We start from the raw sequence: 20641 nt of genomic DNA, 5'->3' as shown, positions 1-20641 counted from the left end.
TATGAATAGAATAAATTTCCTACCAGAGGAGGAAAGGCGAATTAGAGAAATATACAATTTTATAGTGTTAGTTTAACATTTTAAAAAAGAAATTAACCTCTGCATCTACGAATCGTCTCCCACGAAATGGAAGTGGTTGAACGGCTGTCTCCGTCGCTGCTGGAGGAACTCCGAGCTCTCGATCTGGAGGCCGAGTTCGTGGATCGCGTTGGTGATCCGGGTGATGTCTTTCGTACTCGTCCCGACGACATCGATGTGCAGGTTTCGCCGTCCGGTCATCAGCTCGCGGAGATCGACCACCCCGTGGACCTCCATCACGTCCTCGGCCAGCTCCGAGCGTTCGGTCGCGGGCGCGCTACAGATGAACAGTATCTGGAGGGGAAGGTTCGCCTCCTCGTAGTCGATCTCCGGGTGATAGCCCCTGATCACGCCGTCGGTTTCGAGCTGGTCGATCCGGTTTCTGATCGTGCTGGGCGAGACGCCGACCGTGTCGGCGATCTCCTGGGCCGTCGTCTCCCGTGCTTCGAGCTGGAGCATGTGCAGGATGCCCCTGTCGACGTCGTCTAACTCCCTGACCATACCTCCCCGAGGCGCCCCGTCCGTATGTCGTTAACCCAAATGATCACAGCAAAGATATACGGGAGTATCCCGAAGCGACCGGTGGTGTGGGGTCTGGACCGGATCCCAACTATCCACCTCCCCGCGCCACTCGGTCCGACCGGGCGGTCGCTCGATCGAGGTCGCGACCCGAGTGTGTCCGGTGAGCCACTGTCCGAGCGGGTCTCCGCGGTGTCCGAGGCCCGCAGAGTGGAGCGACTGGGCTGGAGAGGTGACGTCGCACCCGCCCGGTGAGAGCGTGCGGCGGTGCCGTTCCAGTTGGAGAGAGAGCTTTTGAGGTGTGATTTTCTGGGTGATACACGGTCGGCTGTACGTCGTGACGGATTCTCACCGCCACGGGGTCGGGAGAATCCTCACACAGTTGTAGCCGACGGTGTAGGAGCACGTTTCGGTCGTGCGATCGGACCGTGCGAGGGAGGCACACGAGACCTCTTCGTCTCACGCTCCGAAGGACGTCCGAGGCACAATCGTCGATCCTTCGATCCTCCCCGCGTAGCACAGTACCCTCGGTAGGGTGATCGTACCCACACAGCCCTCGTGTATAGGTGTGGATGTTTACTCGGATACTCAAAACACGTGGATCGGACCGGCCGTTTCAGCACCACCCACGGAGCTCTCGGCCGACGGATCTCTCTCTGCACGTGATCCGGGGTGGGCTGAACCCCTTCGAACGACGACGCAGGTGTATCTGATACGAGTTCCGTACTCGCCGTCCTCTCTCGGGAGGATCGGGGAGGGTGAGCCGTCCCGCTGCGTCGACCGGTCCCGCCCCCGGGGGGACGTTTCGCCCTACTCGCCTCTGACGACGAGCACCGGACGGTCCGCGCCGTCGACGACCCGTTCGGAGACGCTCCCCATCGTCGCGAGCTTCTCCCGGGGGGTCTTTCCGTGAGCTCCGATCACGATCAGATCGGCTCCGATCTCCTCCGCGACGGCGAGTATCTCCCGGTCCGGTCGGCCCCGTCTGACCTCCGTCGTCGCCTCCAGGCCCGCCGCCGTCGCCTCGTCCCTCACCGAACCGACGGCCGACTCCGCTTCGGTCTCGAGGGCGCGTTCGACGCCCTCGCGGCCCTCGTCGGGGGCCGATCGGGTGATCCGGGTGTCGATCACCGAGAGCGCGTGGACCTCGGCGTCGTGATCGGCCGCGATCGAGAGCGCGTGTGCCAGCGTCGCCGTCGTCGCCTCGCTCCCGTCGGTCGGGACCAGTATCCGTTCGTAGAGCGCCATGGCTGGGCTACGCGATCCGGTCACTAAAGTTGCTCCCGCTCGCCGGGCGAGACGCTTTGGATCGCCCGCTCGTTCCACACGTATGGTTCGTCCCTCGACCGTCGTGATCGCCGTTTCGCTCGTGCTGATCGTCGTTCCGATCCCGGTCCTGCCCCCGTTCGTCGGCCTCGCGATCGGCCTGGTCGGCTTACTCTGTGGTCTCCTGGCCCGGCTGCTCGGGCTGTAGCAGGGATCCGACAGCTACTCGGTCCGGAGCCCTCTCGTACGCCCATGGGAGAACTCGACGGGGAGACGGTGATGGTGACCGGTGCGAGCCGCGGACTCGGGCGGTCGATGTCGCTTCGGTTCGCGAGGGAGGGCGCGAACGTCGCGCTGCTCGCGCGCGGCCGCGAGGACCTGGAGGCGGTCGCCGACGTCGCGGACGGAGAGACGCTCGTCGTCCCGACCGACGTCACCGACGGGAGCGAGGTGGAGGACGCGGTCGGGACGGTGCTCGACACCCACGGCGAGCTGACCTGTCTCGTGAACAACGCGGGGATCGGCCAGCTGACGCTCCACGACGAACTCAGGGAGACGGTCGACGTCGAGGAAGCGGACTGGCGTGCGATCCTCGACGTGAACCTGACGGGCGTCTTCCTCTGTTCGAAACACGCGCTCCCGCCGATGCTCGAGGCGGGACGGGGGAGTGTGATCAACGTCTCATCCGGTCTCGGCCGGCGGGCGCTGCCGGGCTGGGGGCCGTACGTCACCTCGAAGTGGGGGCTCGAGGGGTTCACCCGGACGCTCGCGATGGAGTGCGAGGACCGACTCACCGTCAACGGGCTGGATCCCGGCGGCCGCGTCGAGACGGCGTTCTGGGACCACCTGCCGGACGAGGAGCGAGGGGACGTGCTCTCCGCGGACGTGATGGACGACGCGGCGGTCCTGCTCGCCGCCCAGCCGCCCGACGGGATCACCGGCGAGTCGCTCCCCGCCGAGGAGTGGGAGGAGCGACTCGCCGACCGAACGGGGTAGCTTGATAACGCGTGCTCCGTAGGTAGCGGTATGCGCGGACCGGGGCGGAGGGTGGCGGGAGACGGCGGCTCGGTGGCGAGCCGCGACCACCTCGGGGACCGTTTCTACCAGTTCGCCGAGACCATTGGGGAGGTCCTCTGGATGACCGACTTCCCGAAACGGGAGATCCTCTACGTCAACCCGGCCTACGAGGAGGTCTGGGACCGCTCCCGCGAGGAGCTCTACGCCGACCCGACCGCGTACCTGGAGGCGGTCCACCCACGCGACAGGGAGGGGCTCCGGGAGGCGATCCACGAGAGCCCCGAGTTCGACGTGGAGTACCGGATCGTCCGGCCGGACGGCGAGACGCGGTGGATCCGCGACCGGGCGGCGCCGATCACCGACGACGCGGGCGAGGTGACCCACGCCGTCGGGCTCGCGACCGATATCACCGACCAGCGGACGGTCGAACGGGCGCTGCGTGCCGAACACGAGCTGAACGAACGGATCATCGAGACCACCCCCGTCGGTATCGTCGTCGTCGACGGCGGCGAGATCACCTACGCGAACGACCGCGCGAGCGAGGTGCTCGGCGAGACGCCCGAGGACCGGGTCGAGGAGCTCTTCCCGGCGCTGTGGTCCGACGACGCCGGTGACCGCGAACGGGTCCGGCGGTTCGAACGGGAGTTAGAGCGCCCCGACGGCCGGCGACGGCTCGTTCAGGTGAACGCCGCCACGCTCCACGACGGCGAGGAGACGACCGGTGCGGTCTACGCGTTCGAGGACGTCACGAAGCGAAGACAGCGCGAACGGACGCTCGTCGCGCTCCACGAGGCGACCCAGTGGATGATGCGCGCCGAGACCCCCGACGAGGTCGCCGAGGTGGTGACCGACGCCGCGACCGAGATCCTCGGCTTCTCGCTCGTCGGCGTCTACCGGTTCGACGAAGAGGAGTACGCGCTGATCCCCCGGGCTGTCTCCTCGGACGTCCCGGAGACGTTCGAGCGGATCCCGGTCTTCCGCGGCGACGACTCGCTCGCGTGGGACGCGTTCGTCGAGGGCGAACTCGCGGTCTACGACGACATCAGGGCGATCAAGGAGGTGTCGAACGAGCTCCCGGTCCGGAGCCAGCTGGTCGTCCCGATCGGCACGCACGGGATCCTCATCACCGGCTCGCCGGAGGTCGCCGCGTTCGGCGAGGAGGACGTTCGGCTCGCGCAGGTGCTCGCGGCGAACACCGAGGCCGCTCTGGAGCGCGCCGACCGCGAACTCGAACTCAGAGAGCGCGAGCGAGAGCTCCGCCGGGCGAACGCCGAACTCGAACGGCTGACCCACCTCACGGGGATCATCCGCGAGGTGACGAGTGCGCTCGTCGGGGCGAGCACGCGCGAGGGGGTGATCGACGCGGTTTGCGACCGGCTCGCGGCGGCCGAGCCGTACCGCGCGGCGTGGATCGGGGAGTACGACCCGACGACGGAGACGATCGAGCTCCGGGGCTGGGACGGCGTGGGCGACCCCCCGGCCCCGTCGATCGACGTCGGCGGTGACGGACCGCCCACGCCTGCGACCGAGGCGGTCCGCCGGGGCGAGACACGGGTGGTCGACGACCTGCTCGAGGAGCGGCGCTACGGCTCGCGGCGGTCGGAGGCCCTCTCTCTCGGCTACCGGACGATCGCCGCGGTGCCGATCACCCACCGCGACCATCGGTACGGCGTGCTCGTCGTCTACGCCCGCGGGCCGACGATGGGCGCGCGCGAGCGGGCGGTGCTCACCGAACTCGGCGAGACCGTCGGCTACGCGCTCGACGCGATCACGACCCGCCTCGCGCTGGTGAGTGACAGCCGGACGGAGGTCGTCTTCGGCGTCTCGGACCCCTCGCTGCTCTACGTCAGGCTCGCGACCGAGACCCGCGGCCGGATCGACCACCGGGGGACCGTCGTCAGGTCGGACGGGACCGATCTGCTGTTCGTGACCGTCTCCGGTGTCGACGGCGATCGTCTCCGGTCGGCCCTCGAGTCGGATCCGGCCGTCGAGAGCGTGCGGATCATCGCCGACGACGGCGAGGAGCTCCTGGTGGAGCTCTCGGTCGAGCGCTCGTTCGTCCACCAGGTGACCGACCACGGGGGCCGGGTTCGGTCGTTCTCGGCCGAGGGGGGACGCGGAACGCTCACCATCGAACTCCCGACCGGGAGCGACGTACGGGCGTTCGCCGACACGTTCGTCGAGCGCCACCCCTCGGCGGAGCTCCTCGGACGGCGCGACCTCGAGACCGGGCTTCGTTCCCGTTCCTCGCGTCGGTCCGAACCCGTCGGCGACCTCACCGACCGCCAGTTCGAGATCCTCCAGGCTGCCTACCACGCGGGCTTCTTCGACTCCCCACGCAGGCACACCGGCACGGAGATCGCCGAACAGCTCGGCATCGACCAGTCGACGTTCCACCGGACGATCCGAACCGCCCAGCGCTCGGTGTTCGACGCGCTGCTCGACTAGAGTACAACTGTTCGTATTGGCGGGACGACGTGTATACCAACAGTTGTACGACATGACTTTTTCACGTCTTGTCGAACCCACGAGTGCCCCGCGGGTGAAGCGGGGATCAGAGGCACTCCGTGGGCGGGCGACCGGGGGCGTCACCCCACACTCGCGTACACCCATACGCCGTTTTCCCCCTCACCGAGCGTCGAGAGCAGCGCGTTCGTACCGCGGCGGCCCCCTGGAGACGGCCTCGAGCGCAGTACGGAGCGCATCGTGCTGTCCCGGCGCGAGGGCGTCGTCGACCGCTCCGACCCGGTCGGATTCCTCGATAGTCCGTGAGAGACACCGCCAGTACCGTCTTGGCCCTCGCGACCGTAGCCGGTCCGATGCGCCCGAGACGGCGGCTTTCGAGCGTGCTCTCCGAGGGCTTTCGTCCCTCCGTCCGGACCGTCATCGGGGTGGGACTCCTCCTCGCCATCGTCTCGGCCGCCCTCGTCGTCGGTCCCGACCGGGCGGTGGCGGCGCTCACCGTGGCCGCCGAGAGCCCGTGGCTCCTCCCCTCGCTGTTCGCGCTCTACCTCGTCCGCCCGCTGCTCGGCTGGCCGCACAGCCCGTTCCCGCTCGCCGTCGGCTTCCTCCTCGGCGTGACCCTCGGAACCGTCGTCGCGCTCGCGGGTGCGGTGCTCACCGCTCTCCCGCCGTACCTGATCGGTTGCTGGCTCGGGACCGACTCCGGTCAGTTCGGTCGCGTGGGCGAACGCGGTCGGCGGTTCGCGGAGGGAACGGGGAGCCTCCGCGCCGTCGTCGCCGCCCGGCTGACGCCGCTGCCGATCGACCTCGTCTCCTACGGCGCGGGCGTCGCGCGGGTCCGGCCCCGTCCCTACGTGCTCGGTACGTTCCTCGGGGAGATCCCGTGGATCGCGGCGTTCGTCGCCGTCGGTGCCGGCGCGAACTCGCTGACCGCCGCCGACCTCTCGACCCCCGGTGTACTGCCGGTCGTGCTCCTGACCGCACTCGGCCTGCTCCTACTCGCGAAGCCGCTCTGGCGGGTCGTGCGGGACTAGTCGCCGTTTCCCGTCGATCGACCTCGCGAACCGGGCGCCCGTCTCCGGCTCCCACGTTCGGCAGGCGGAGGGCGATCAGTCGTACCGGATCCGCGGGTCGAAGTAGGTGTAGGCGACGTCGACGAGCAGGTTCGAGACGAGCACGATCACCGAGTAGACGAGGATCGTCCCCTGTACCACGGGGTAATCGCGCTGGAGGACGGCGTTCACGAGCAGCCGACCCATCCCCGGCCAGGCGAACGACCTCCTCGCCTCGGAGTTCGCCACCGTCTGCGAGGAGGTCGACCCCGAACTCCGCGTTCGGAGCGACGGTCGGCGCTGTGCCTGTCACCGCTACGACTGAGACGGATCACGTAACGGCTTTGCCGCGTGCCCAACGTAGTGCAGGTATGAACGGATCGAGGTCCGACGATCGGTCGGCGAGTCGGCGCGAGGCGCTCCGTCTCGTGGGTGGGGGGGCGGCCGTCGCGGCGGTCGGCACGGGGGGCGTCGGGACCGCCCTCGCGGAGGAACCGGAGTACGGCGGCTTCCTCGACGACGCGGAGAACTACGAGGAGACCGAGGACCTCCGCGGCGAGGAGGAGGTCGTGATCGAGGTCGGCGCGGGCGACCAGGGACTCACCTTCGAGCCGCCAGCGGTCTGGATCGAGCCCGGAACGGAGGTCGTCTGGGAGTGGACCGGCGAGGGCGGCGCGCACAACGTCGTGGCGACCGGTGGTCCGGGCGATTTCGAGAGCGAGACGACCGACGAGGCGGGCTTCACCTTCGAGTTCACCTTCGAGGACGAGGGGATCACCGAGTACGTCTGTACGCCCCACGAGGCCCAGGGGATGATCGGCGCGGTCGCCGTCGGCGACGTCGAGGTCGCGGGCACGGGAGCGGCTGACGACGCCGGTGAGACGTTAGTCCTCGGCCTGATCGCCTCGGCGATCGTGCTCGCGCTGCTCTCGCCGCTCGCGTTCGCGGCGCTGCTGTTCCGAAACGACGAGGAGTGATACGGACTGCTGGACGCCCGTGCCGCTCAGACCGAGCGACGGGTATCGGTCCGTGCGGTAAACGGGTACAGCAGGCCGTGTAACGGGATCGCGGTGTCTGCCGCCCGATTCATGGAGGTCGGTGCCCGCTACGGCCAGAGCCCGCGTGCGTCGTGGGCGGCCGCGATCCTGGTGAGTGCGACCACGTAGGCGGCGTCGCGCCAGGTGACGTCTCTCGTGTCGACCTCCGTCTGGACCGCCTCCCAGGCGGAGAGCATCTCCCGTTCGAGTTCCTCGTTCACCCGGGAGAGCGACCACGCCCGCCGGTTGATGTCCTGGAGCCACTCGAAGTAGCTCACGGTCACCCCGCCCGCGTTCGCGAGGATGTCGGGGATCACCGTCACGCCCCGCTCGTCGAGGATCGCGTCGGCGCCGGTCGTCGTCGGGCCGTTCGCCCCCTCGACGACGATCGACGCCCGTACGTCCTCGGCGTTCTCCGTCCGGATGACGTTGCCCACCGCCGCGGGGATGACCACGTCGACGTCGAGGGTGAGCAGCTCCTCGTTCGGGAGCACTCGCTCGGAGTGGCTCGCGACCGCCTCGGGCTCCTCCTCGTGGGAGGGGATCGCCCGGGTGTCGAGGCCTGCGGGGTCGTACGCCGCGCCGGTGACGTCGCTGACGGCGACGACGGTCGCGCCCCAGTCGTCGAGCAGGCGAGCGGCGTTCGCGCCGACGCTGCCGAAGCCCTGGACCGCGACGGTCGCCTCCGAGAGCGGGAGGTCGTGGTAGGCACACGCCTCGCGCGCGCAGATCGCGACGCTCCTCCCGGGGGCCTCCTCGCGGCCGTAGCTCCCGCCGATCGCCGGCGGCTTGCCGGTGACGACTCCGGGCGTCGTCTCGCCCTCCTGGACGCTGTAGGCGTCCATGAACCACGCCATCGTCTGGGCGTCGGTACCCATGTCCGGGGCCGGGACGTCGTGCATCGGACCGACGATGTCGCGGAGCTCCTGGGCGAGCCGCCGGGTGAGTCGTTCCTTCTCGCCGTCGCTGAGCGACTTCGGGTCGACGATCACGCCTCCCTTCGCACCGCCGAGGGGCAGGTCCATCACCGCGGTCTTCCAGGTCATCCACATGGCCAGCCCGATGCACTCGTCCTCGGTCACGTCCGGGTGATAGCGGATCCCGCCCTTGTACGGCCCGCGGACGCTGTCGTGCTGGGCTCGATAGCCGGTGAGCACCTCGACGCGGCCGTCGTCGCGGCGCAGCGGGAGCGAGACGCGCTGGACGCGCGTCGGGTGTTCGAGTCGGGTGTGGATGTCCTCGTCGAGGTCGATGATCTCGGCCGCCCGGGAGAGCTGTCGACGGGCGGTCTCGAGCGCCGACTCGGATTCGGCGCTCGGCTTCGCGTCCTGTTCGGCTGCGGTGGTCGAAGAGGCCATGGTCACTCGATCGGCATCGTACGGTTTCTGAGTACCGATCCGCAGCCGGGACAGCCCCCGGGGTGTCCTCGCGTGCGGAGCACCTCACCACAGTCGAGACACTCGTACTCCGCCCGTCGGTCCGGCTCGTATCCACAGTCCCAGGTCCGGGTCGTACTCGCGCCGTCGCCGCGTCGCTCCGTTGCCATGGCGCGCAATATTTGCCCCACGGACTAAGCGAGGAGGGTTGACTACCCAACTCCGGCCGTGTCTGGGGGTTTACTATTCAACCATCGACGGGGTCTCGCCGATCGTCGCCTCGAACAGCGCGCGCTGTGCGGTTCGGACGTGTTCGTAGAACGCCTGGGGGGAGATGCCGAGCGACGCCGCGACCTCCTGTCCGGTACTCTCGCGCGGGGAGGCGAAGTAGCCCGCGTGGTACGCGGTCCGGACGACCTCGAGCTGGCGATCGGTGAGGCGCTCGGCGAGCCAGGGGCGACGATCCGCCCCCGACCGACTCCGATCGCGCTGGGCGACGAGCGTCGCCGTCGGCTGCCGGTCGGTGACGACCGCGTCGACGGTCCTGGGGGCGACGGAGGGCGGGATCGAGACGAGGAGGTCGGCCCGCTCGGGGCCGACGCGGAGCGTGCGGACCACGGCGCCGTGGTCGGCGAGCGCACCGACGAGCAGCGGACCCGTGACGCGGAGCTGGATGACGCCGCCCGTCCCGTCCTCCGCGATCACCCTCGCGTCGGTGATCGTCGAGCCGTCGACCGACTCCGCGACGTGGCTCGCCGGAGCACCGTCGACCGTGACGAACGCGAGCCGCCCGTCGCCCTGTCGGATCGCCCCGTCGAGCGTGAGCGTCGCCCCGGCGCGTCTCGCCAGGCTCGCGAGCGGCCCGGTCGGTTCCTCGACCTCGTACTCGAGGTCGGTCACCGTCTCGCCCAGGAGGGCGTCCTTCCGCGCGACCGCGTCGATCGCCGAAGCGACCGTCTCGCCGAGCTCTCCGAGCACGGTCAGGGTGACCTCGTCGAACGCGCCCGGCCGCTCGCCGTAGACGGTCAGGACGCCGTGTCGTGCGCCCTCCGCGGCGAGCGGTACGCTGGTGACCGACTGGAAGCCGGAGCCGAGCGCCGCCTTTCGCCAGGGGGCCGCCCGCGGGTTCTCCGCGACGTTCCCGACCGTCACGGTCTCTCCCGTCCGACCCGCGACGGCCGCCGGCTCGTCCCCGTCGTCCGCTCCGACGACTGCCCGGTCGAGGTAGCCGCGATCACTGCCCGCCCGCAGCCGCGGCCTGATCGTGTCGCCGCCGACGCGGTGCTCGCCGATCCACGCGAAGGCGAACCCGTCGGCGCCGACGAGCCGCTCACAGACCGCCCGCTCGATCTCCTCGCGCGTCTCCGCGCGAACGATCGCGCGGTCGACCTCGCGGATGAGATCGTTGATCCGGTTGGCCCGCTCGAGGTCGCGGTTCTGCTCGCGGAGACGCCGGTCGCGCTCTCTGAGTGCGGCCTCGCGTTCGACCCGGTCGAGGGCCGCCTCGGCCGTCGCGGCGACGAGTTCTGTGATCTCTCGCAGTAGGTCGTCGGTCGTCTTCGAGGCGACCGCCAGCACGCCGTGATCGCCGATCGGGACGCAGAGCCCCCTTCCCCCGGCGACGTCCCCGCCGATCCGGACCTCGCCGGACTCGCCGTCGAGGAAGACGCGGCCGATCCCCTCCGTCCCGGGCTCCACCGGGTGCAGCGGGCCGTGTCGTCGCTCGATCGCGCTCGTCGTCGCCGCCGGTCGCAGCAGGTTCGCCTCGGCGTCGTAGCGGTAGAGCGCGACCCCCTCCCGCGAGAGGACCGTCGCCGCGTCCTCGACGACGAGCGAGGCGATCTCGGCGTCGGTCTCCGCGTACAGCAGCTCGCGGGTGGTGTGATGGAGCGCCGAGAGCGCCCGTTCGCGCTGTTTCCGCGCCGTGACGTCGCGACAGCTGTAGAGCGTCGTCCCGCCCTGGATCGAGACCTCCTTCACGTTGACCAGGAGCGTGTGCTCCTCGCCCGCCTTGTCCGTCGTCGTACATTCGACGTTCGTCAGCACACCCCGCTCGCTGAGCTCCTCGGGGTCGTAGAGCCCATCGCCGAGCAGGGCGTCGATCGTCCCCATCGCCTCGATCTCGGCGACGGTGTAGCCGAAGATGAAGTGGACGTTCGGACAGATGTACTCGAAGCGGCCCTCGCTGTCGGTGAGCAACACGGTGTCGGTCATGTTGTTGAGCGTCACTCGGTGGAGCTCCTCCGAGCGCCGGAGCCGCTCGGCGAGCTTCGCGCGCTCGCTCACGTCGACCGCGGTCACGAGCAGCCGGTCCTCGCCGAACGACCGGGCGGTCACCTCCACCGTCCCCCTCCGGCCCGGTTCGACGACGGCCGTCGTCTCCACGGTGGCCTCGCCACCCTCGCGAGCGCGTTCGACGACCGAGCGGAGCTCCTGTTCGTCGCCGGCGGTCCACCAGGGGCCGTCCCAGAGCAGTTCGCCCGAGAGCGACTCGGGCTCACGGTCGACGGCGGCCGCCGCCGCTCGGTTCGTCCGGCCGATCCCTCCGTCCCACGAACAGACCCACCGCGGCGTCGCGTCCTCGAAGGTGACCTCCGCCAGGACCGCACGCTCGCGGCGTCCCCTCTCGGCTTCGGCCCGTTCGGCTGCCGCCGTAAGCGTTCCCGACAGCGCCTCGAGCCCGTCCCAGTCGATGGTCGCCGAGGCGCCTGCGGCGGTCGCCGCACGGACGAGCGACCCCGAGGGTGTCCGTGTACAGACGACGACCGGCAGCGTCGGCTCTCGATCCCGGAGCGATTCGGTGGCGGACGGAGCGTCGGCTTCGGGCGGATCGTGGACGCAGACCGCGGCGTCCGCGTCGACCTCGGCCGCTCCGGGCTCGTCCGTCGTCCCGACTCGCCAGCCGGGGAGCGCCTCGCGGAGGTCGCCGTGGCTCCCCTCCGGACCGACGAGGAGTACGGCTCGTCGGTCGCCCTCGCTCGCCGTCATGGTCGACCTTCTCTCGGGGAGAGAGAAAGGCCCATCGACCCTCAGGTCCGGAGCGAGGCGGCGACCAGCGCGAGCCCGACGAGGACGAAGACCCCCTCGATCGCCACCCCGAGCGCGAGCGGCGTACCGAGCAGTTCGTAGAGCGTCCCACCGAGGAAGGCGCCGAACGTGATCGAGGCGAAACCGGCGGTCAGGAGTCCGAGCGATCGGTCCCCGGTGCGCCGGTAGGCCTTGTAGGCGTAGTAGGTGACGAGGCTCCCCACCAGCAAGATGAGCGTCTTCACGACGACCATCAGTGAGACGACCCCGGAACCTGCGGTTTCGTGGACCATCTCAGACCTCCCTCTTGACCTCTGACCAGAGGTAGGCGAGGCGTTCGTCGGCGGTTCGGCTAGGTCGTGCGATCGAGAGCCCGAACTCGCGGTCGTCGTCGAGCGCGAGCAGCACCTCCTCGAAGCCGATCCGGTATCGCGTGGTGTGTCTGCCGTCCGAGCGGATCTCCGTCATCTCCTCTATCAGCGTCGAGTCGGTCATCACGTCGAGCTTTCGGTACGTCGTCGAGAGGGGGATCTCACACCGTTCGGAGAGCTCGTTCGCGGTGACCGGCTCGTCCATCGAGGAGATCATCGTCCGACAGGCGCGGTCCTCGAGCGTCTCGAGGACCACCTGGAGGTCCGGCTCGTCGTCCCTACCGCGCGGATCCCGCACCATCGTCCGGGGATCATCGTCGAGCGCCCTTCAAACCACCTGACTCCTCGTCCGCCGGGACCGTGAGCACCGGCACCGGCGCCGAAGCGACCACCCGTTCGGAGACGCGCCCGAGCAGGCGCTCCTCGATAGCCGGGGTCGCCGACGCCGAGGACGATCGCGTCGACGGCCTCATCGTCGGCGTACGCGAGGATCTCCTCGACGGGATCGCCCTCCCGGCGGACGGGTTCGACCGTCGGGTCGAGGTCGGTCGCCGCGGCGAGCGCCCGGTCGCTCCCGGCCCCGAGTTCGGCTCTGACCTCCTCGACCAGGTCGTCGTCGAGGAGGAGAAACGCACGGTCGTCGACGACCGAGAGCGCGTGGATACGGCCGTCTGCGAGGTCGGTCGCCGCGACCAGCGCGGCCTCGGCGGCGGCGCTTCCGTCGATCGGAACGAGGACGTCGTCGTACATCGGGTCAACGGAGGCACCGGCAGGGGATGAGCGTCGCCCCGGTTCCCACCGACCGGGAACCGACCGCGAGGTCCCGGGGCGACGAGCCGACCCCACGGTGGGAGGTGGCGGGTCGACCCACACGGGGGCGAGAACCGGGAGCTTCACCGACCGACGGGACGAACCGGCCCCCGTGACCGGCGGTACCTACACCCTGCTGATCGCGCTGGGGGAGCGAGCGGAGATCGAGGTGGGCGCGCTCGGGGCTCACCTGCTGGAGCCGGGCTGGTACGCCTACACCGGGAGCGCGTTCGGTCCCGGCGGCTTCTCCCGTGTCGAGCGCCACCGCGAACTGGCCCGCGGCGAGCGCGTCGTGCGCCACTGGCACGTGGACGCCCTGCTCTGTCACGAGGGAAGTCGGATAGAGGGGGTGGTCCGCTCCCCGGACGCCGACGTCGAGTGCACGGTGGCCCGCGCGCTTCCCGACGCCGGGATCGCGGGCTTCGGGGCGTCGGACTGTTCGTGTCGCTCGCACCTCGCGTACGACCGCTCCGCGCGAGCGCTCCTCCGTGCCGCCTCCCGGGCGCACTGGGCGGCGTTCTCAGGGAGCGGGAATCGGGCACTCGATTGACGCTCCTCGGGGTGGTACTCCGTCTATGATGGGATACGAACTCGCCGGACCGGGCGTGGCGATGACCGACGTGAGCGCCGTGATCGTCGCGGCGAACACGGTGACGCTCGTCGTCGGCGGCGCGATCACGCTGTTCGCGCTCCGGGCGTACCGACGGACCGGGCTGACCGAACTGCGCGCGCTCGCGTTCGGGCTCGGATTGGTCGCCTCCGGCGCGCTGGTCGGTGGCCTCCTCCACCAGGTCGCCGCCGCGCCGCTCCTCCAGGGGATCGCGATACAGAGCACCCTGACGGCGATCGGCTTCCTCGCGCTCGGCTACTCGCTCGCGGCGAAGACCGCCACCGGTGGCGCGCTCACGGTCACGCCTCGGTGAGCAGCCGACGTAGGCGGGGCCGATCGACCCGGTACTTGAACGCGGGACGGCCGTCGACGAGCACGTACGGCACCCGGTCGCCGTACTCCTCGCGTAGCGACGGCTCCTCGTCGACGTCGACGAGGTCGAGCGCGACGTCGACCCCTGCGTCCGCAGCGACGGCCTCGATCGTCTCGGTCGCCTCCCCACAGAGGTGACAGTTCTCCCGGGTGTAGACGGTGATCGGTACCGGGTCGGCCATGTCGCGGGTCGGGGCCGGAGCTACAGGGGGCTTTCGGATCCGGGAGCGATGGGTGCAGGAGGTGTCTCGTACCGTCGGCTGTAACTGTGTGAAGATCCTCGGCACCACGGGAGCTCGATACTCGTGAACGACGTACAGCCGACAGTATCAGCACTCGACGACGCGCGTCTCGTGCGTCCGCGGGTCGACGTGGACGCGCCAGGCGCCGCCGTCGCTCACGGCGGGGACGACCCAGGTCGCCCGCGTCCGGTGTGGCGTGGTCGTCACGACTGGTTCCTCGCCGCGTTCGCGGAGCGCGTCGGTGGCGACCCGTCGGGCCTCCTCGTCGGTCGTGATCCTGTTCCGCTCGGGTCGGTCGGTGCGTGGAGCGATCATGGCTCTACCGGGGAGTACGTCACTGTGACCTATACCCACGGTGTCGATTCTCACCGCGTAGGAACCGGTATCCTGGAAACCCCGACGCTCATCACCCTCCCCTCCGAACGCCCGTCATGACTCCGGAGGAGCTCCGTGCCGACATCCCCGCGCTCGATCGCTGTACCTACCTGAACACCGGCGCCAGTGGCCCCTCGCCGCGGCGGGTGCTCGAAACTGCGGTCGAGACCCAGCGCGCCCACGAGTACGACGAGCACCACGAGCCGGGGCCGTACGCCGCGGCGGGCGAGACGCTCGACGCCGCACGCGAGCGGATCGCGGCCTTCCTCGGGGTGAGCGAGGGCGAACTCGCGCTCACCGAGTCGACCACAGACGGGATAAACCGGGTCGCGACGGCGGTCGGGTTCGAGCCGGGCGACGTCGTCGTCCGTACCGACCTCGAACACCCGGCAGGGATCCTCCCGTGGGAGCGGCTGGAGGCCCACGCCGGCGTCGAGGTACGCGTCGTGGAGACGAACGAGGGACGGGTCGACCGGGGGGCGTACGCGGAAGCGGTCTCCGGCGCGCGACTCGTCTGCTTCAGCGCGCTTACCTGGACGCACGGCACGCTCCTTCCCGTCCGGGACCTCGTCGAGATCGCACGAGACGCCGGCGCGTTCACGCTCGTCGACGGCGTGCAGGTGCCCGGCCAGCGCGCACTCGACCTCCCGGACTGGGGTGCGGACGCGGTCGCAGGCGCGGGCCACAAGTGGCTGCTCTCCCCGTTCGGGAGCGGTTTTCTGTACGTCCGTGAGGGGGCGATCGAGGAACTCGTCCCCGCCTCGGTCGGGTTCAAGAGCGTCCGCGAACCGTACGGCGCGTACGACCTCGCGCCGGACGCCCGACGGTTTGAGGTCGGCACGACGAACGTCGGTGCGCACGCGGCACTCGCGGAGGCGACGGCGGTCCTGGAGGAGATCGGGATGGGTGGAGTGGAGGCACGGATCGAGGGGCTGACGACCGGACTGAAAGAGCAGGTTCCGAAGAGACGAATGCTGAGCCCCGAGACGTTCGAATCCGGGCTGGTCACGGTCGGGGTCGACGACCCCGAGGGAGCCGTCGAGCGCCTCGACGAGCAGGAGATCGTCGTTCGCACCGTCCCGGGCGTGGAGGGGATCCGCGTCTCGTTGCACGTCTTCAACGCCGCGGAGGACGTCGACGCGCTCTGTACGGCGCTCGCAGAGGAGTGGTGAGCCTGTACAGAGGGGCTCGTACGGACCCCCGTACGTCTGTACCGGTCGGACCGGTACCGCCGCTCGATCCGAACGGTCACAGGTACAGCAGTTCGTCTCAGAGGTCGACCGTCAGGCCGTCGTAGCCGAACGTGATCCCGAGCCGGTCGTACCGCTCTTCGAGCGCCAGGTAGTCGTCGTAGCTTCGCCCGTAGATCTCCTCTAGCTCCGTGAGGATCGTCCGCTCCGGTCGCACCTCCTCGACCTGCTCGACCGTCCGTTCGAACGTGATCTCCGTCTCTCGCTCCTCGGCCCAGAGCGAGTCGGCGAACAGCGGATCGCCGTCGGGATCCTCCCTGAACAGCCCACACTCCTTGATCCAGCAGTCGAGATCCGAGGGAACCCGGTAGAGGTTGAGGTACTTCGTCTCGTCGGGCGAGACGAGCAGTTTCGCGTCGCCCTCGAAGAGGAAGTTCGACATCCGCTGGTCGCCGTCGGGCGCCATCGGGACCTCGAGGTTCGTCACGGTCGTCTCGCCGAGGTCCATCGATTCGCCGTCGTCGAGGACCCGGGTTTCGACGAAGACGCCGTCGTACTTCAGGCGGTAGGGCTGGGAGCGTTCGATCGCCCGCCGGGTCGCCTCGCTCATCACGAGCGTCGGGGGGTCGGCGTTCGCCCAGCCGTCGAGCGGGAACTCCGGTCGGCCGAGCGCCTGCACGACGCTCAACCCGTTGACGTGGTCGCCGTGGAAGTGCGTGAGGAAGACGTACTCCACCCGATCGATCCCCGCGTCGTTCAGCATCGGACCGACCTGTTCGGGCGTGTCGATCAGCGCGTGGTCGTCGTGGACGAACGTCGCGTTGCCACGTCTGACGTATCGCCCGCCCTCCTCGCGCGCCTCCGTGCACACCCGACAGCCACAGGTCGGCATCGGGATCGGGAAGTTGCCGCCGGAGCCAAGCTGTGTTACGCGCATCGTCCGCAGTACGCACCCCCGGATGAAGACCGTTCCCCGTGGTCGGGTGGTCCGTCTCGGGAGGCACTAGAGGTTTCTAGTGTCCCTAGACGTAGGCGTTATGCGCGCTCACTACCTACGATCCTCGATGAACCCTCCACCCTCGCGCCCGCCCCGAAAGACGACCCTCCACTGTTCGGAGTGTGCCCACGAGAGCCCCGCCGACGGCGACTGGATCGTCTACGAACGGTCCGACGCCACGAGCTACGGCTGCCCCGACTGTGGCACAGAGATCGCCCGGCAGAGACGGTTCGACCGACCGCCGATCGCGGCCGCAGCCGACGCGTGGACCGCGACCTGGACCCACGGCTGTACCGGCTTGGTCCGGCTCTGGCGCAGCCTGCTCGTCTAGCGGACGACGACCGGCACCGGCGAGCGCCCGACGGCCGTCCCGGTCACACTCCCGAGTACGAGCCGCGAGATACCGTCGCGGCCGTGACTCGCGATCACGATCGCGCCGAAGTCGCCCTCCTCCACGTGGTTCACGATCGCCCGTTCCGACCGCCCGGCGAGCGTCTCCGTGTCGATCTCGCGACCGTGTCCCTCGACCGACCTTCAGGACCTCCACCGCGTTCTCGCGGGCGCGGTCGGAGCTGGGGATCTCGTTCCGGATCGCCGAAGGCCGCTCAGTAGCCCTCGGGTACCGGGATCCCGTGAAGGGCCGTGATCCGGGCACCCGGGTGGGTATCCAGCGCGTAGACGGACGCCTCGGTCGATGGTTCGGAACCGTCGGTCGGAACGAGTAGCCTCTCGACCATCTGGCTGCCTGCGATGGCGACCGACGTACCCGTGTCCCCGATTCGAGTGCGCCGAGAGTCGTCGCCCTCACGGCAGGCGGAGGAACGCGCCGAGCGCGAGCGAGAGGAACAGCACCTGGAGGGCGGTGTTCACGACGATCACCTTCGTCCCGAACGACGCCCCCCAGATCCCGTACTGGAACGGGATCGACCGTTTCAGCGTCGAGACGCCGAACGAGAGGATCCCCCCGAGGAGCATCGCGACCACCGCCTGGCGTACGGTGAAGCTCTCTCCGATCAGCGGGGCGAGGACGATGGCGCCGCTCGTCGTGTCGGCGACGAAGACGAGGATCACGGGGACCGCGGCTCCGGGTAGCCCGAACAGCGCGGTGAGGGGTTCCGCGGCGGTCGTCGCGCCCTCCAGATCGGTGAACTCGAGGGCGAGCACGACCGCCGTGTAGATCACCACGAGTCGGGGGACGATCCCTCGCACCTTCCGAAGGGTGCGTTCGCCGGCACGACGGAACCGATCCCTCGTAGTTCGATCCCGGTCGGGGACTTCGGCCTCGATCGCCCCCGGATCGACGTTCCGCTCGGTGAGCAACAGCGCGCCCGCGAGCACCCCGGTGAGCGTGATAGCGAGGGCGATCAGCGCCCGCGTGCCGACGTAGAGCAGTCCCACCCGGAGGCCGAGGATCGGCAGCAGCACCGGGAGGTAGTAGGTGATGAGGTGCTGGACGAAGCCGAAGAACGTGTTCATCACCACCGCGACGAGCGTCGCCCGGTCGTCGAGCACGCCCCGGTCCCGGAACTCCGCGAGCATCCCGTAGCCGGCGGTCACCGAAAGTGTGTTCGTGAGGATCGCAGCCCCCACCTCGTCCGGGAGGTTCGCGGGTCCGGTGAGGGAGCGCGCCCCGCGAGCGATCAGTTGCACGACGCCGTACTCGACGAGGAGGTTCGCGAGGCCGACGCCGGCGGCGATCAGCGCGGTGATGAGGAGCACGCGCGGGAGCACCGTCCCTACCAGCACGTCGAGGAGGCCGGACACGATCGGAGTCGGGTCGGGAGCGCGTTATCGCTGTCGTTCGGGTCGTCGGCAGGTGTGACGGGGCTACCGATCGCTACGTGACGACGTAGTAGGGGTCGCGCTCGATCCGGGGGGCGAGCCACTCGCGGAGCTCGCGCGCCCTGAACGCCCGGATCCGCAGTCCCGAGAGGTCGTAGCTGTCGAGCACGCCCGCCTCGCGCAGGCCGGCTTCCAGCTTCGGGCGGTTCCAGCGAACCTCGTCGTCGTAGGCGTGCGAACGGTGGGTGACTCGCTCGTAGGTCGTTTCATCCGTATAGACCACCCCGTCGTACTCGACGGTCCGCATGTACGGCACCCCGAGTATCGACTCGATGTAGTGGATCTGCGAGGCGCGAAGCCAGTCGGTCCCGATGTCGAGGTAGAGGACGTTCTCCCGGTTGAGCTTGCCGAACGCCCCGGCCCGCGACCAGGTATCGCGGTGTGTGCAGTCGTCGAACCGGTACGGTCCCCTGACGAGGAGCGAGTTCGTCGGGTCCTCGGTCCGATAGTCACAGTCCTCGAAGAACAGCCTCGCGAACGCGCCGAACCGAGGCAGCGAGAACTGCTTGTGGTAGATCCCGTCGGGCGAGCGGAACGCGGGGGTAAAACCCTGGGTGAGCACGCTCTCGAAGCGGTCGTCGAGCCGGGAGAGGAGGAACTCGTAGGGGTTCCGGTCGAACGCGCTCTTCACGTCGCGCAGTCCGACGTGGACGAAGACCGTATCGGCGGAGTACTCGTCGAGGATCGCGTCGAACCGTTTCGGGTCCGAGCGGTCGACGCTGCGGTCCGTACGCCGGTTCCGGGCGTACATCGCGAGTCGGTTCGCGAGGATTCGACCACGGTGGACCCGTTCCGGGGCGTGCGCGAGCGCCACGTCGCGTGCCCGTCTCGCTCCCCGGCGGACGCTCTTCCCGGCCGTCTCGATCTCCTCTACGGGGGTGCCCATCGACAGGTCTCCCGGTTCGAAGAGCCGGCTCCTTACTATCGGGCGCATAACCGACGGACGTGACGGGGTAACCGTGGGTTTACCCGCCCCGTTCGATCGGTGCGCCGACCGTGTTCCCCCACTCGACCCACGACCCGTAGTAGTGACGGACGTCGTCGTAGCCGAGCAGTTCGTGGAGGGCGACCCACACCAGCGCCGAGCGCTCGCCGATCCGGCAGTAGACGACCGTCTCCTCGTCTCTCACCCCTTCGTCCTCGAACAGCGCCTCCAGTTCCTCGGCCGGCCTGAACCGGCCGTCCGGACGCACCGTCCGACTCCACGGGACGTTCACCGCGCCGGGGACGTGCCCGCCGCGCTGGACGCCCTCGTTCCACCCAGGCGGGGCGAGGATCTCTCCCCGGAACTCCTGTGGGGAACGGACGTCGACGATCCGTGTTCCCGTGTCGAGAGCGCCTTCGAGCTCCGGACGGTCGATGCGGATCGAGGCGTCGGGCGGATCCGTCTCGTACTCCCGTCTCGTGAACGAGGGGGTCTCGTCCGTGAGCGGACCTTCCTGCTCGACCCAGTAGTCGCGACCGCCGTCGAGCAGGTAGAGTTCGGTGTGACCGTAGTACGAGAACAGCCAGTAGGCGTAGGCGGCGAACCAGTTCATCACGTCGCCGTAGAGGACGACCGTCGAGTCCGTCGCGATGCCCGCGTCCCCGACCATCCGCTCGAACGCCCCCCGCGAGGCCACGTCGAACCGGAGGGAGTCCTGTAGCTCCCGCTTCCAGTCGAACGTCACGGCCCCGGGAACGTGGCCGTCCTCGTACACCCGCGGGTCGACGTCGACCTCGACGAGCCTGTAGGAGGGGTCGTCGTCCCGGAACGCGGAGAGACGGGAGCGGACCCAGTCGGCGGAGACGAGGACGTCCGATGCGTAGGCGGTCATCGCTTCCCGTTGTGAGCCGACCACGAAGAAGTCCACGCCGGGGTGGGTCCTGCGTTCGCGGATCGACGTCCGTACCAGTACCTATACCAGAGCGCGAGACGTACGAGCGAGCGAAGCCCATGCCGTCGCCCTCCCGGAGCGAGACGAACCGGTCACCGCTCGCGACCTCCCCGGATCGAA

At 69.3% G+C, this 20641-nt stretch carries 25 protein-coding genes and 1 pseudogene; 9 read left to right on the top strand and 17 right to left on the bottom strand.

Annotation, left to right across the window (positions count from 1 at the left end; genetic code table 11):
* Positions 1–105 precede the first annotated feature (105 nt).
* Entirely contained in the window at positions 106–579 is a 474-nt protein-coding gene (locus V2L32_RS02240) for an Lrp/AsnC family transcriptional regulator (RefSeq protein ID WP_331234813.1), read from the bottom strand.
* Between the two features lie 828 nt (positions 580–1407).
* Entirely contained in the window at positions 1408–1845 is a 438-nt protein-coding gene (locus tag V2L32_RS02235) for a universal stress protein (RefSeq protein WP_331234811.1), read from the bottom strand.
* 82 nt (positions 1846–1927) lie between these two features.
* On the opposite strand from V2L32_RS02235, the gene V2L32_RS02230 reads away from it, so the two are divergent.
* From V2L32_RS02230 to V2L32_RS02215, 4 genes are all read left to right on the top strand, one after another.
* Positions 1928–2071 carry a hypothetical protein gene (locus V2L32_RS02230; RefSeq protein WP_331234810.1) on the top strand — a complete coding sequence of 48 codons (144 nt, stop codon included), beginning with the start codon at positions 1928–1930 and terminating at the stop codon, positions 2069–2071.
* Between the two features lie 44 nt (positions 2072–2115).
* On the top strand, positions 2116–2859 hold the full coding sequence (locus V2L32_RS02225) for an SDR family NAD(P)-dependent oxidoreductase (protein WP_331234809.1): 744 nt from the start codon (positions 2116–2118) through the stop codon (positions 2857–2859).
* 30 nt (positions 2860–2889) lie between these two features.
* Positions 2890–5328 (top strand): bacterio-opsin activator domain-containing protein, encoded by a 2439-nt coding sequence (locus V2L32_RS02220; protein WP_331234808.1) that lies wholly within the window; start codon positions 2890–2892, stop codon positions 5326–5328.
* Between the two features lie 371 nt (positions 5329–5699).
* Entirely contained in the window at positions 5700–6377 is a 678-nt protein-coding gene (locus tag V2L32_RS02215; RefSeq protein ID WP_331234807.1) for a TVP38/TMEM64 family protein, read from the top strand.
* 75 nt (positions 6378–6452) lie between these two features.
* Here the strand turns inward: V2L32_RS02215 and V2L32_RS02210 are convergent.
* Positions 6453–6617: pseudogene (locus V2L32_RS02210) on the bottom strand (ABC transporter permease subunit); the annotation flags it as partial.
* 149 nt (positions 6618–6766) lie between these two features.
* On the opposite strand from V2L32_RS02210, the gene V2L32_RS02205 reads away from it, so the two are divergent.
* Positions 6767–7372, top strand: coding sequence for a halocyanin domain-containing protein (locus tag V2L32_RS02205; RefSeq protein ID WP_331234805.1), 606 nt, complete (start codon positions 6767–6769; stop codon positions 7370–7372).
* Between the two features lie 128 nt (positions 7373–7500).
* On the opposite strand, the gene gdhB is transcribed toward V2L32_RS02205, so the two are convergent.
* The 6 genes from gdhB to V2L32_RS02175 form a co-directional block, all read right to left on the bottom strand.
* Positions 7501–8790, bottom strand: coding sequence for a glutamate dehydrogenase GdhB (gdhB, locus tag V2L32_RS02200; RefSeq protein WP_331234804.1), 1290 nt, complete (start codon positions 8788–8790; stop codon positions 7501–7503).
* A 2-nt stretch (positions 8791–8792) separates the two neighbouring features.
* The gene (locus tag V2L32_RS02195; protein ID WP_331234803.1) at positions 8793–8978 is read right to left on the bottom strand and encodes a rubrerythrin-like domain-containing protein; all 186 of its coding nucleotides are present in this window, start codon (positions 8976–8978) and stop codon (positions 8793–8795) included.
* Positions 8979–9051: 73 nt separating this feature from the next.
* Entirely contained in the window at positions 9052–11796 is a 2745-nt protein-coding gene (locus tag V2L32_RS02190; RefSeq protein WP_331234802.1) for a bacterio-opsin activator domain-containing protein, read from the bottom strand.
* 41 nt (positions 11797–11837) lie between these two features.
* A complete protein-coding gene (locus V2L32_RS02185; protein ID WP_331234801.1) occupies positions 11838–12128 on the bottom strand; it encodes a DUF7521 family protein in 291 nt (96 codons plus the stop codon).
* 1 nt (position 12129) lies between these two features.
* Positions 12130–12507, bottom strand: coding sequence for a helix-turn-helix domain-containing protein (locus V2L32_RS02180; RefSeq protein WP_331234800.1), 378 nt, complete (start codon positions 12505–12507; stop codon positions 12130–12132).
* Positions 12420–12956, bottom strand: coding sequence for a universal stress protein (locus V2L32_RS02175; protein ID WP_331234799.1), 537 nt, complete (start codon positions 12954–12956; stop codon positions 12420–12422). Before V2L32_RS02175 ends, V2L32_RS02180 begins: the two co-directional genes overlap by 88 nt.
* 97 nt (positions 12957–13053) lie before the next feature.
* On the opposite strand from V2L32_RS02175, the gene V2L32_RS02170 reads away from it, so the two are divergent.
* Together V2L32_RS02170 and V2L32_RS02165 are read left to right on the top strand one after the other, a co-directional pair.
* Complete coding sequence (locus V2L32_RS02170; protein WP_409348396.1) at positions 13054–13566, top strand: GIY-YIG nuclease family protein; 513 nt, start codon at positions 13054–13056, stop codon at positions 13564–13566.
* Positions 13567–13594: 28 nt separating this feature from the next.
* Complete coding sequence (locus V2L32_RS02165; RefSeq protein WP_331234798.1) at positions 13595–13939, top strand: DUF7521 family protein; 345 nt, start codon at positions 13595–13597, stop codon at positions 13937–13939.
* On the opposite strand, the gene V2L32_RS02160 is transcribed toward V2L32_RS02165, so the two are convergent.
* Together V2L32_RS02160 and V2L32_RS02155 are read right to left on the bottom strand one after the other, a co-directional pair.
* Positions 13926–14180 carry a glutaredoxin family protein gene (locus V2L32_RS02160; protein WP_331234796.1) on the bottom strand — a complete coding sequence of 85 codons (255 nt, stop codon included), beginning with the start codon at positions 14178–14180 and terminating at the stop codon, positions 13926–13928. The genes V2L32_RS02165 and V2L32_RS02160 overlap by 14 nt on opposite strands.
* A 147-nt stretch (positions 14181–14327) precedes the next feature.
* The gene (locus V2L32_RS02155) at positions 14328–14555 is read right to left on the bottom strand and encodes a hypothetical protein (protein ID WP_331234795.1); all 228 of its coding nucleotides are present in this window, start codon (positions 14553–14555) and stop codon (positions 14328–14330) included.
* Positions 14556–14671: 116 nt separating this feature from the next.
* Between V2L32_RS02155 and V2L32_RS02150 the strand changes: the two genes are divergently transcribed.
* Complete coding sequence (locus V2L32_RS02150) at positions 14672–15787, top strand: aminotransferase class V-fold PLP-dependent enzyme (protein ID WP_331234794.1); 1116 nt, start codon at positions 14672–14674, stop codon at positions 15785–15787.
* A 97-nt stretch (positions 15788–15884) separates the two neighbouring features.
* Here V2L32_RS02150 and V2L32_RS02145 read toward each other — a convergent pair whose 3' ends face one another.
* Positions 15885–16742, bottom strand: a complete 858-nt coding sequence (locus tag V2L32_RS02145; protein ID WP_331234793.1) for an MBL fold metallo-hydrolase — start codon at positions 16740–16742, stop codon at positions 15885–15887.
* Between the two features lie 127 nt (positions 16743–16869).
* On the opposite strand from V2L32_RS02145, the gene V2L32_RS02140 reads away from it, so the two are divergent.
* Positions 16870–17133 (top strand): hypothetical protein, encoded by a 264-nt coding sequence (locus V2L32_RS02140; protein ID WP_331234792.1) that lies wholly within the window; start codon positions 16870–16872, stop codon positions 17131–17133.
* On the opposite strand, the gene V2L32_RS02135 is transcribed toward V2L32_RS02140, so the two are convergent.
* From V2L32_RS02135 to V2L32_RS02115, 5 genes are all read right to left on the bottom strand, one after another.
* Positions 17130–17267: a universal stress protein gene (locus V2L32_RS02135; RefSeq protein WP_409348395.1), complete on the bottom strand. Its 138-nt coding sequence runs from the start codon at positions 17265–17267 to the stop codon at positions 17130–17132. The two genes, V2L32_RS02140 and V2L32_RS02135, sit on opposite strands and share 4 nt — an antisense overlap.
* A 140-nt stretch (positions 17268–17407) precedes the next feature.
* On the bottom strand, positions 17408–17539 hold the full coding sequence (locus V2L32_RS02130) for a universal stress protein (protein ID WP_331234791.1): 132 nt from the start codon (positions 17537–17539) through the stop codon (positions 17408–17410).
* Between the two features lie 67 nt (positions 17540–17606).
* Positions 17607–18566, bottom strand: a complete 960-nt coding sequence (locus tag V2L32_RS02125) for a nucleoside recognition protein (protein ID WP_331234790.1) — start codon at positions 18564–18566, stop codon at positions 17607–17609.
* A gap of 73 nt (positions 18567–18639) precedes the next feature.
* Positions 18640–19530: an AAC(3) family N-acetyltransferase gene (locus tag V2L32_RS02120; RefSeq protein WP_331234789.1), complete on the bottom strand. Its 891-nt coding sequence runs from the start codon at positions 19528–19530 to the stop codon at positions 18640–18642.
* Between the two features lie 79 nt (positions 19531–19609).
* On the bottom strand, positions 19610–20461 hold the full coding sequence (locus tag V2L32_RS02115; protein WP_331236652.1) for a sulfurtransferase: 852 nt from the start codon (positions 20459–20461) through the stop codon (positions 19610–19612).
* Positions 20462–20641 lie beyond the last annotated feature (180 nt).

This window comes from Halalkalicoccus sp. CGA53, assembly GCF_036429475.1.
Taxonomy (GTDB): Archaea; Halobacteriota; Halobacteria; order Halobacteriales; family Halalkalicoccaceae; genus Natronorarus; species Natronorarus salvus.
This window is presented reverse-complemented; position numbering and strand designations above follow the sequence as displayed.

Bases quoted from the DNA above. Each gene is read 5' to 3' on its own strand.
- V2L32_RS02240 (WP_331234813.1), bottom strand. From the start codon at position 579: ATGGTCAGGGAGTTAGACGACGTCGACAGGGGCATCCTGCACATGCTC.
- V2L32_RS02185 (WP_331234801.1), bottom strand. From the start codon at position 12,128: ATGGTCCACGAAACCGCAGGTTCCGGGGTCGTCTCACTGATGGTCGTC.
- gdhB (WP_331234804.1), bottom strand. From the start codon at position 8,790: ATGGCCTCTTCGACCACCGCAGCCGAACAGGACGCGAAGCCGAGCGCC.
- V2L32_RS02155 (WP_331234795.1), bottom strand. From the start codon at position 14,555: ATGATCGCTCCACGCACCGACCGACCCGAGCGGAACAGGATCACGACC.
- V2L32_RS02195 (WP_331234803.1), bottom strand. From the start codon at position 8,978: ATGGCAACGGAGCGACGCGGCGACGGCGCGAGTACGACCCGGACCTGG.
- V2L32_RS02190 (WP_331234802.1), bottom strand. From the start codon at position 11,796: ATGACGGCGAGCGAGGGCGACCGACGAGCCGTACTCCTCGTCGGTCCG.
- V2L32_RS02230 (WP_331234810.1), top strand. From the start codon at position 1,928: ATGGTTCGTCCCTCGACCGTCGTGATCGCCGTTTCGCTCGTGCTGATC.
- V2L32_RS02140 (WP_331234792.1), top strand. From the start codon at position 16,870: ATGAACCCTCCACCCTCGCGCCCGCCCCGAAAGACGACCCTCCACTGT.
- V2L32_RS02120 (WP_331234789.1), bottom strand. From the start codon at position 19,530: ATGGGCACCCCCGTAGAGGAGATCGAGACGGCCGGGAAGAGCGTCCGC.
- V2L32_RS02145 (WP_331234793.1), bottom strand. From the start codon at position 16,742: ATGCGCGTAACACAGCTTGGCTCCGGCGGCAACTTCCCGATCCCGATG.
- V2L32_RS02160 (WP_331234796.1), bottom strand. From the start codon at position 14,180: ATGGCCGACCCGGTACCGATCACCGTCTACACCCGGGAGAACTGTCAC.
- V2L32_RS02130 (WP_331234791.1), bottom strand. From the start codon at position 17,539: ATGGTCGAGAGGCTACTCGTTCCGACCGACGGTTCCGAACCATCGACC.
- V2L32_RS02225 (WP_331234809.1), top strand. From the start codon at position 2,116: ATGGGAGAACTCGACGGGGAGACGGTGATGGTGACCGGTGCGAGCCGC.
- V2L32_RS02220 (WP_331234808.1), top strand. From the start codon at position 2,890: ATGCGCGGACCGGGGCGGAGGGTGGCGGGAGACGGCGGCTCGGTGGCG.
- V2L32_RS02115 (WP_331236652.1), bottom strand. From the start codon at position 20,461: ATGACCGCCTACGCATCGGACGTCCTCGTCTCCGCCGACTGGGTCCGC.
- V2L32_RS02165 (WP_331234798.1), top strand. From the start codon at position 13,595: ATGGGATACGAACTCGCCGGACCGGGCGTGGCGATGACCGACGTGAGC.
- V2L32_RS02235 (WP_331234811.1), bottom strand. From the start codon at position 1,845: ATGGCGCTCTACGAACGGATACTGGTCCCGACCGACGGGAGCGAGGCG.
- V2L32_RS02205 (WP_331234805.1), top strand. From the start codon at position 6,767: ATGAACGGATCGAGGTCCGACGATCGGTCGGCGAGTCGGCGCGAGGCG.
- V2L32_RS02180 (WP_331234800.1), bottom strand. From the start codon at position 12,507: ATGGTGCGGGATCCGCGCGGTAGGGACGACGAGCCGGACCTCCAGGTG.
- V2L32_RS02150 (WP_331234794.1), top strand. From the start codon at position 14,672: ATGACTCCGGAGGAGCTCCGTGCCGACATCCCCGCGCTCGATCGCTGT.
- V2L32_RS02215 (WP_331234807.1), top strand. From the start codon at position 5,700: ATGCGCCCGAGACGGCGGCTTTCGAGCGTGCTCTCCGAGGGCTTTCGT.
- V2L32_RS02175 (WP_331234799.1), bottom strand. From the start codon at position 12,956: ATGTACGACGACGTCCTCGTTCCGATCGACGGAAGCGCCGCCGCCGAG.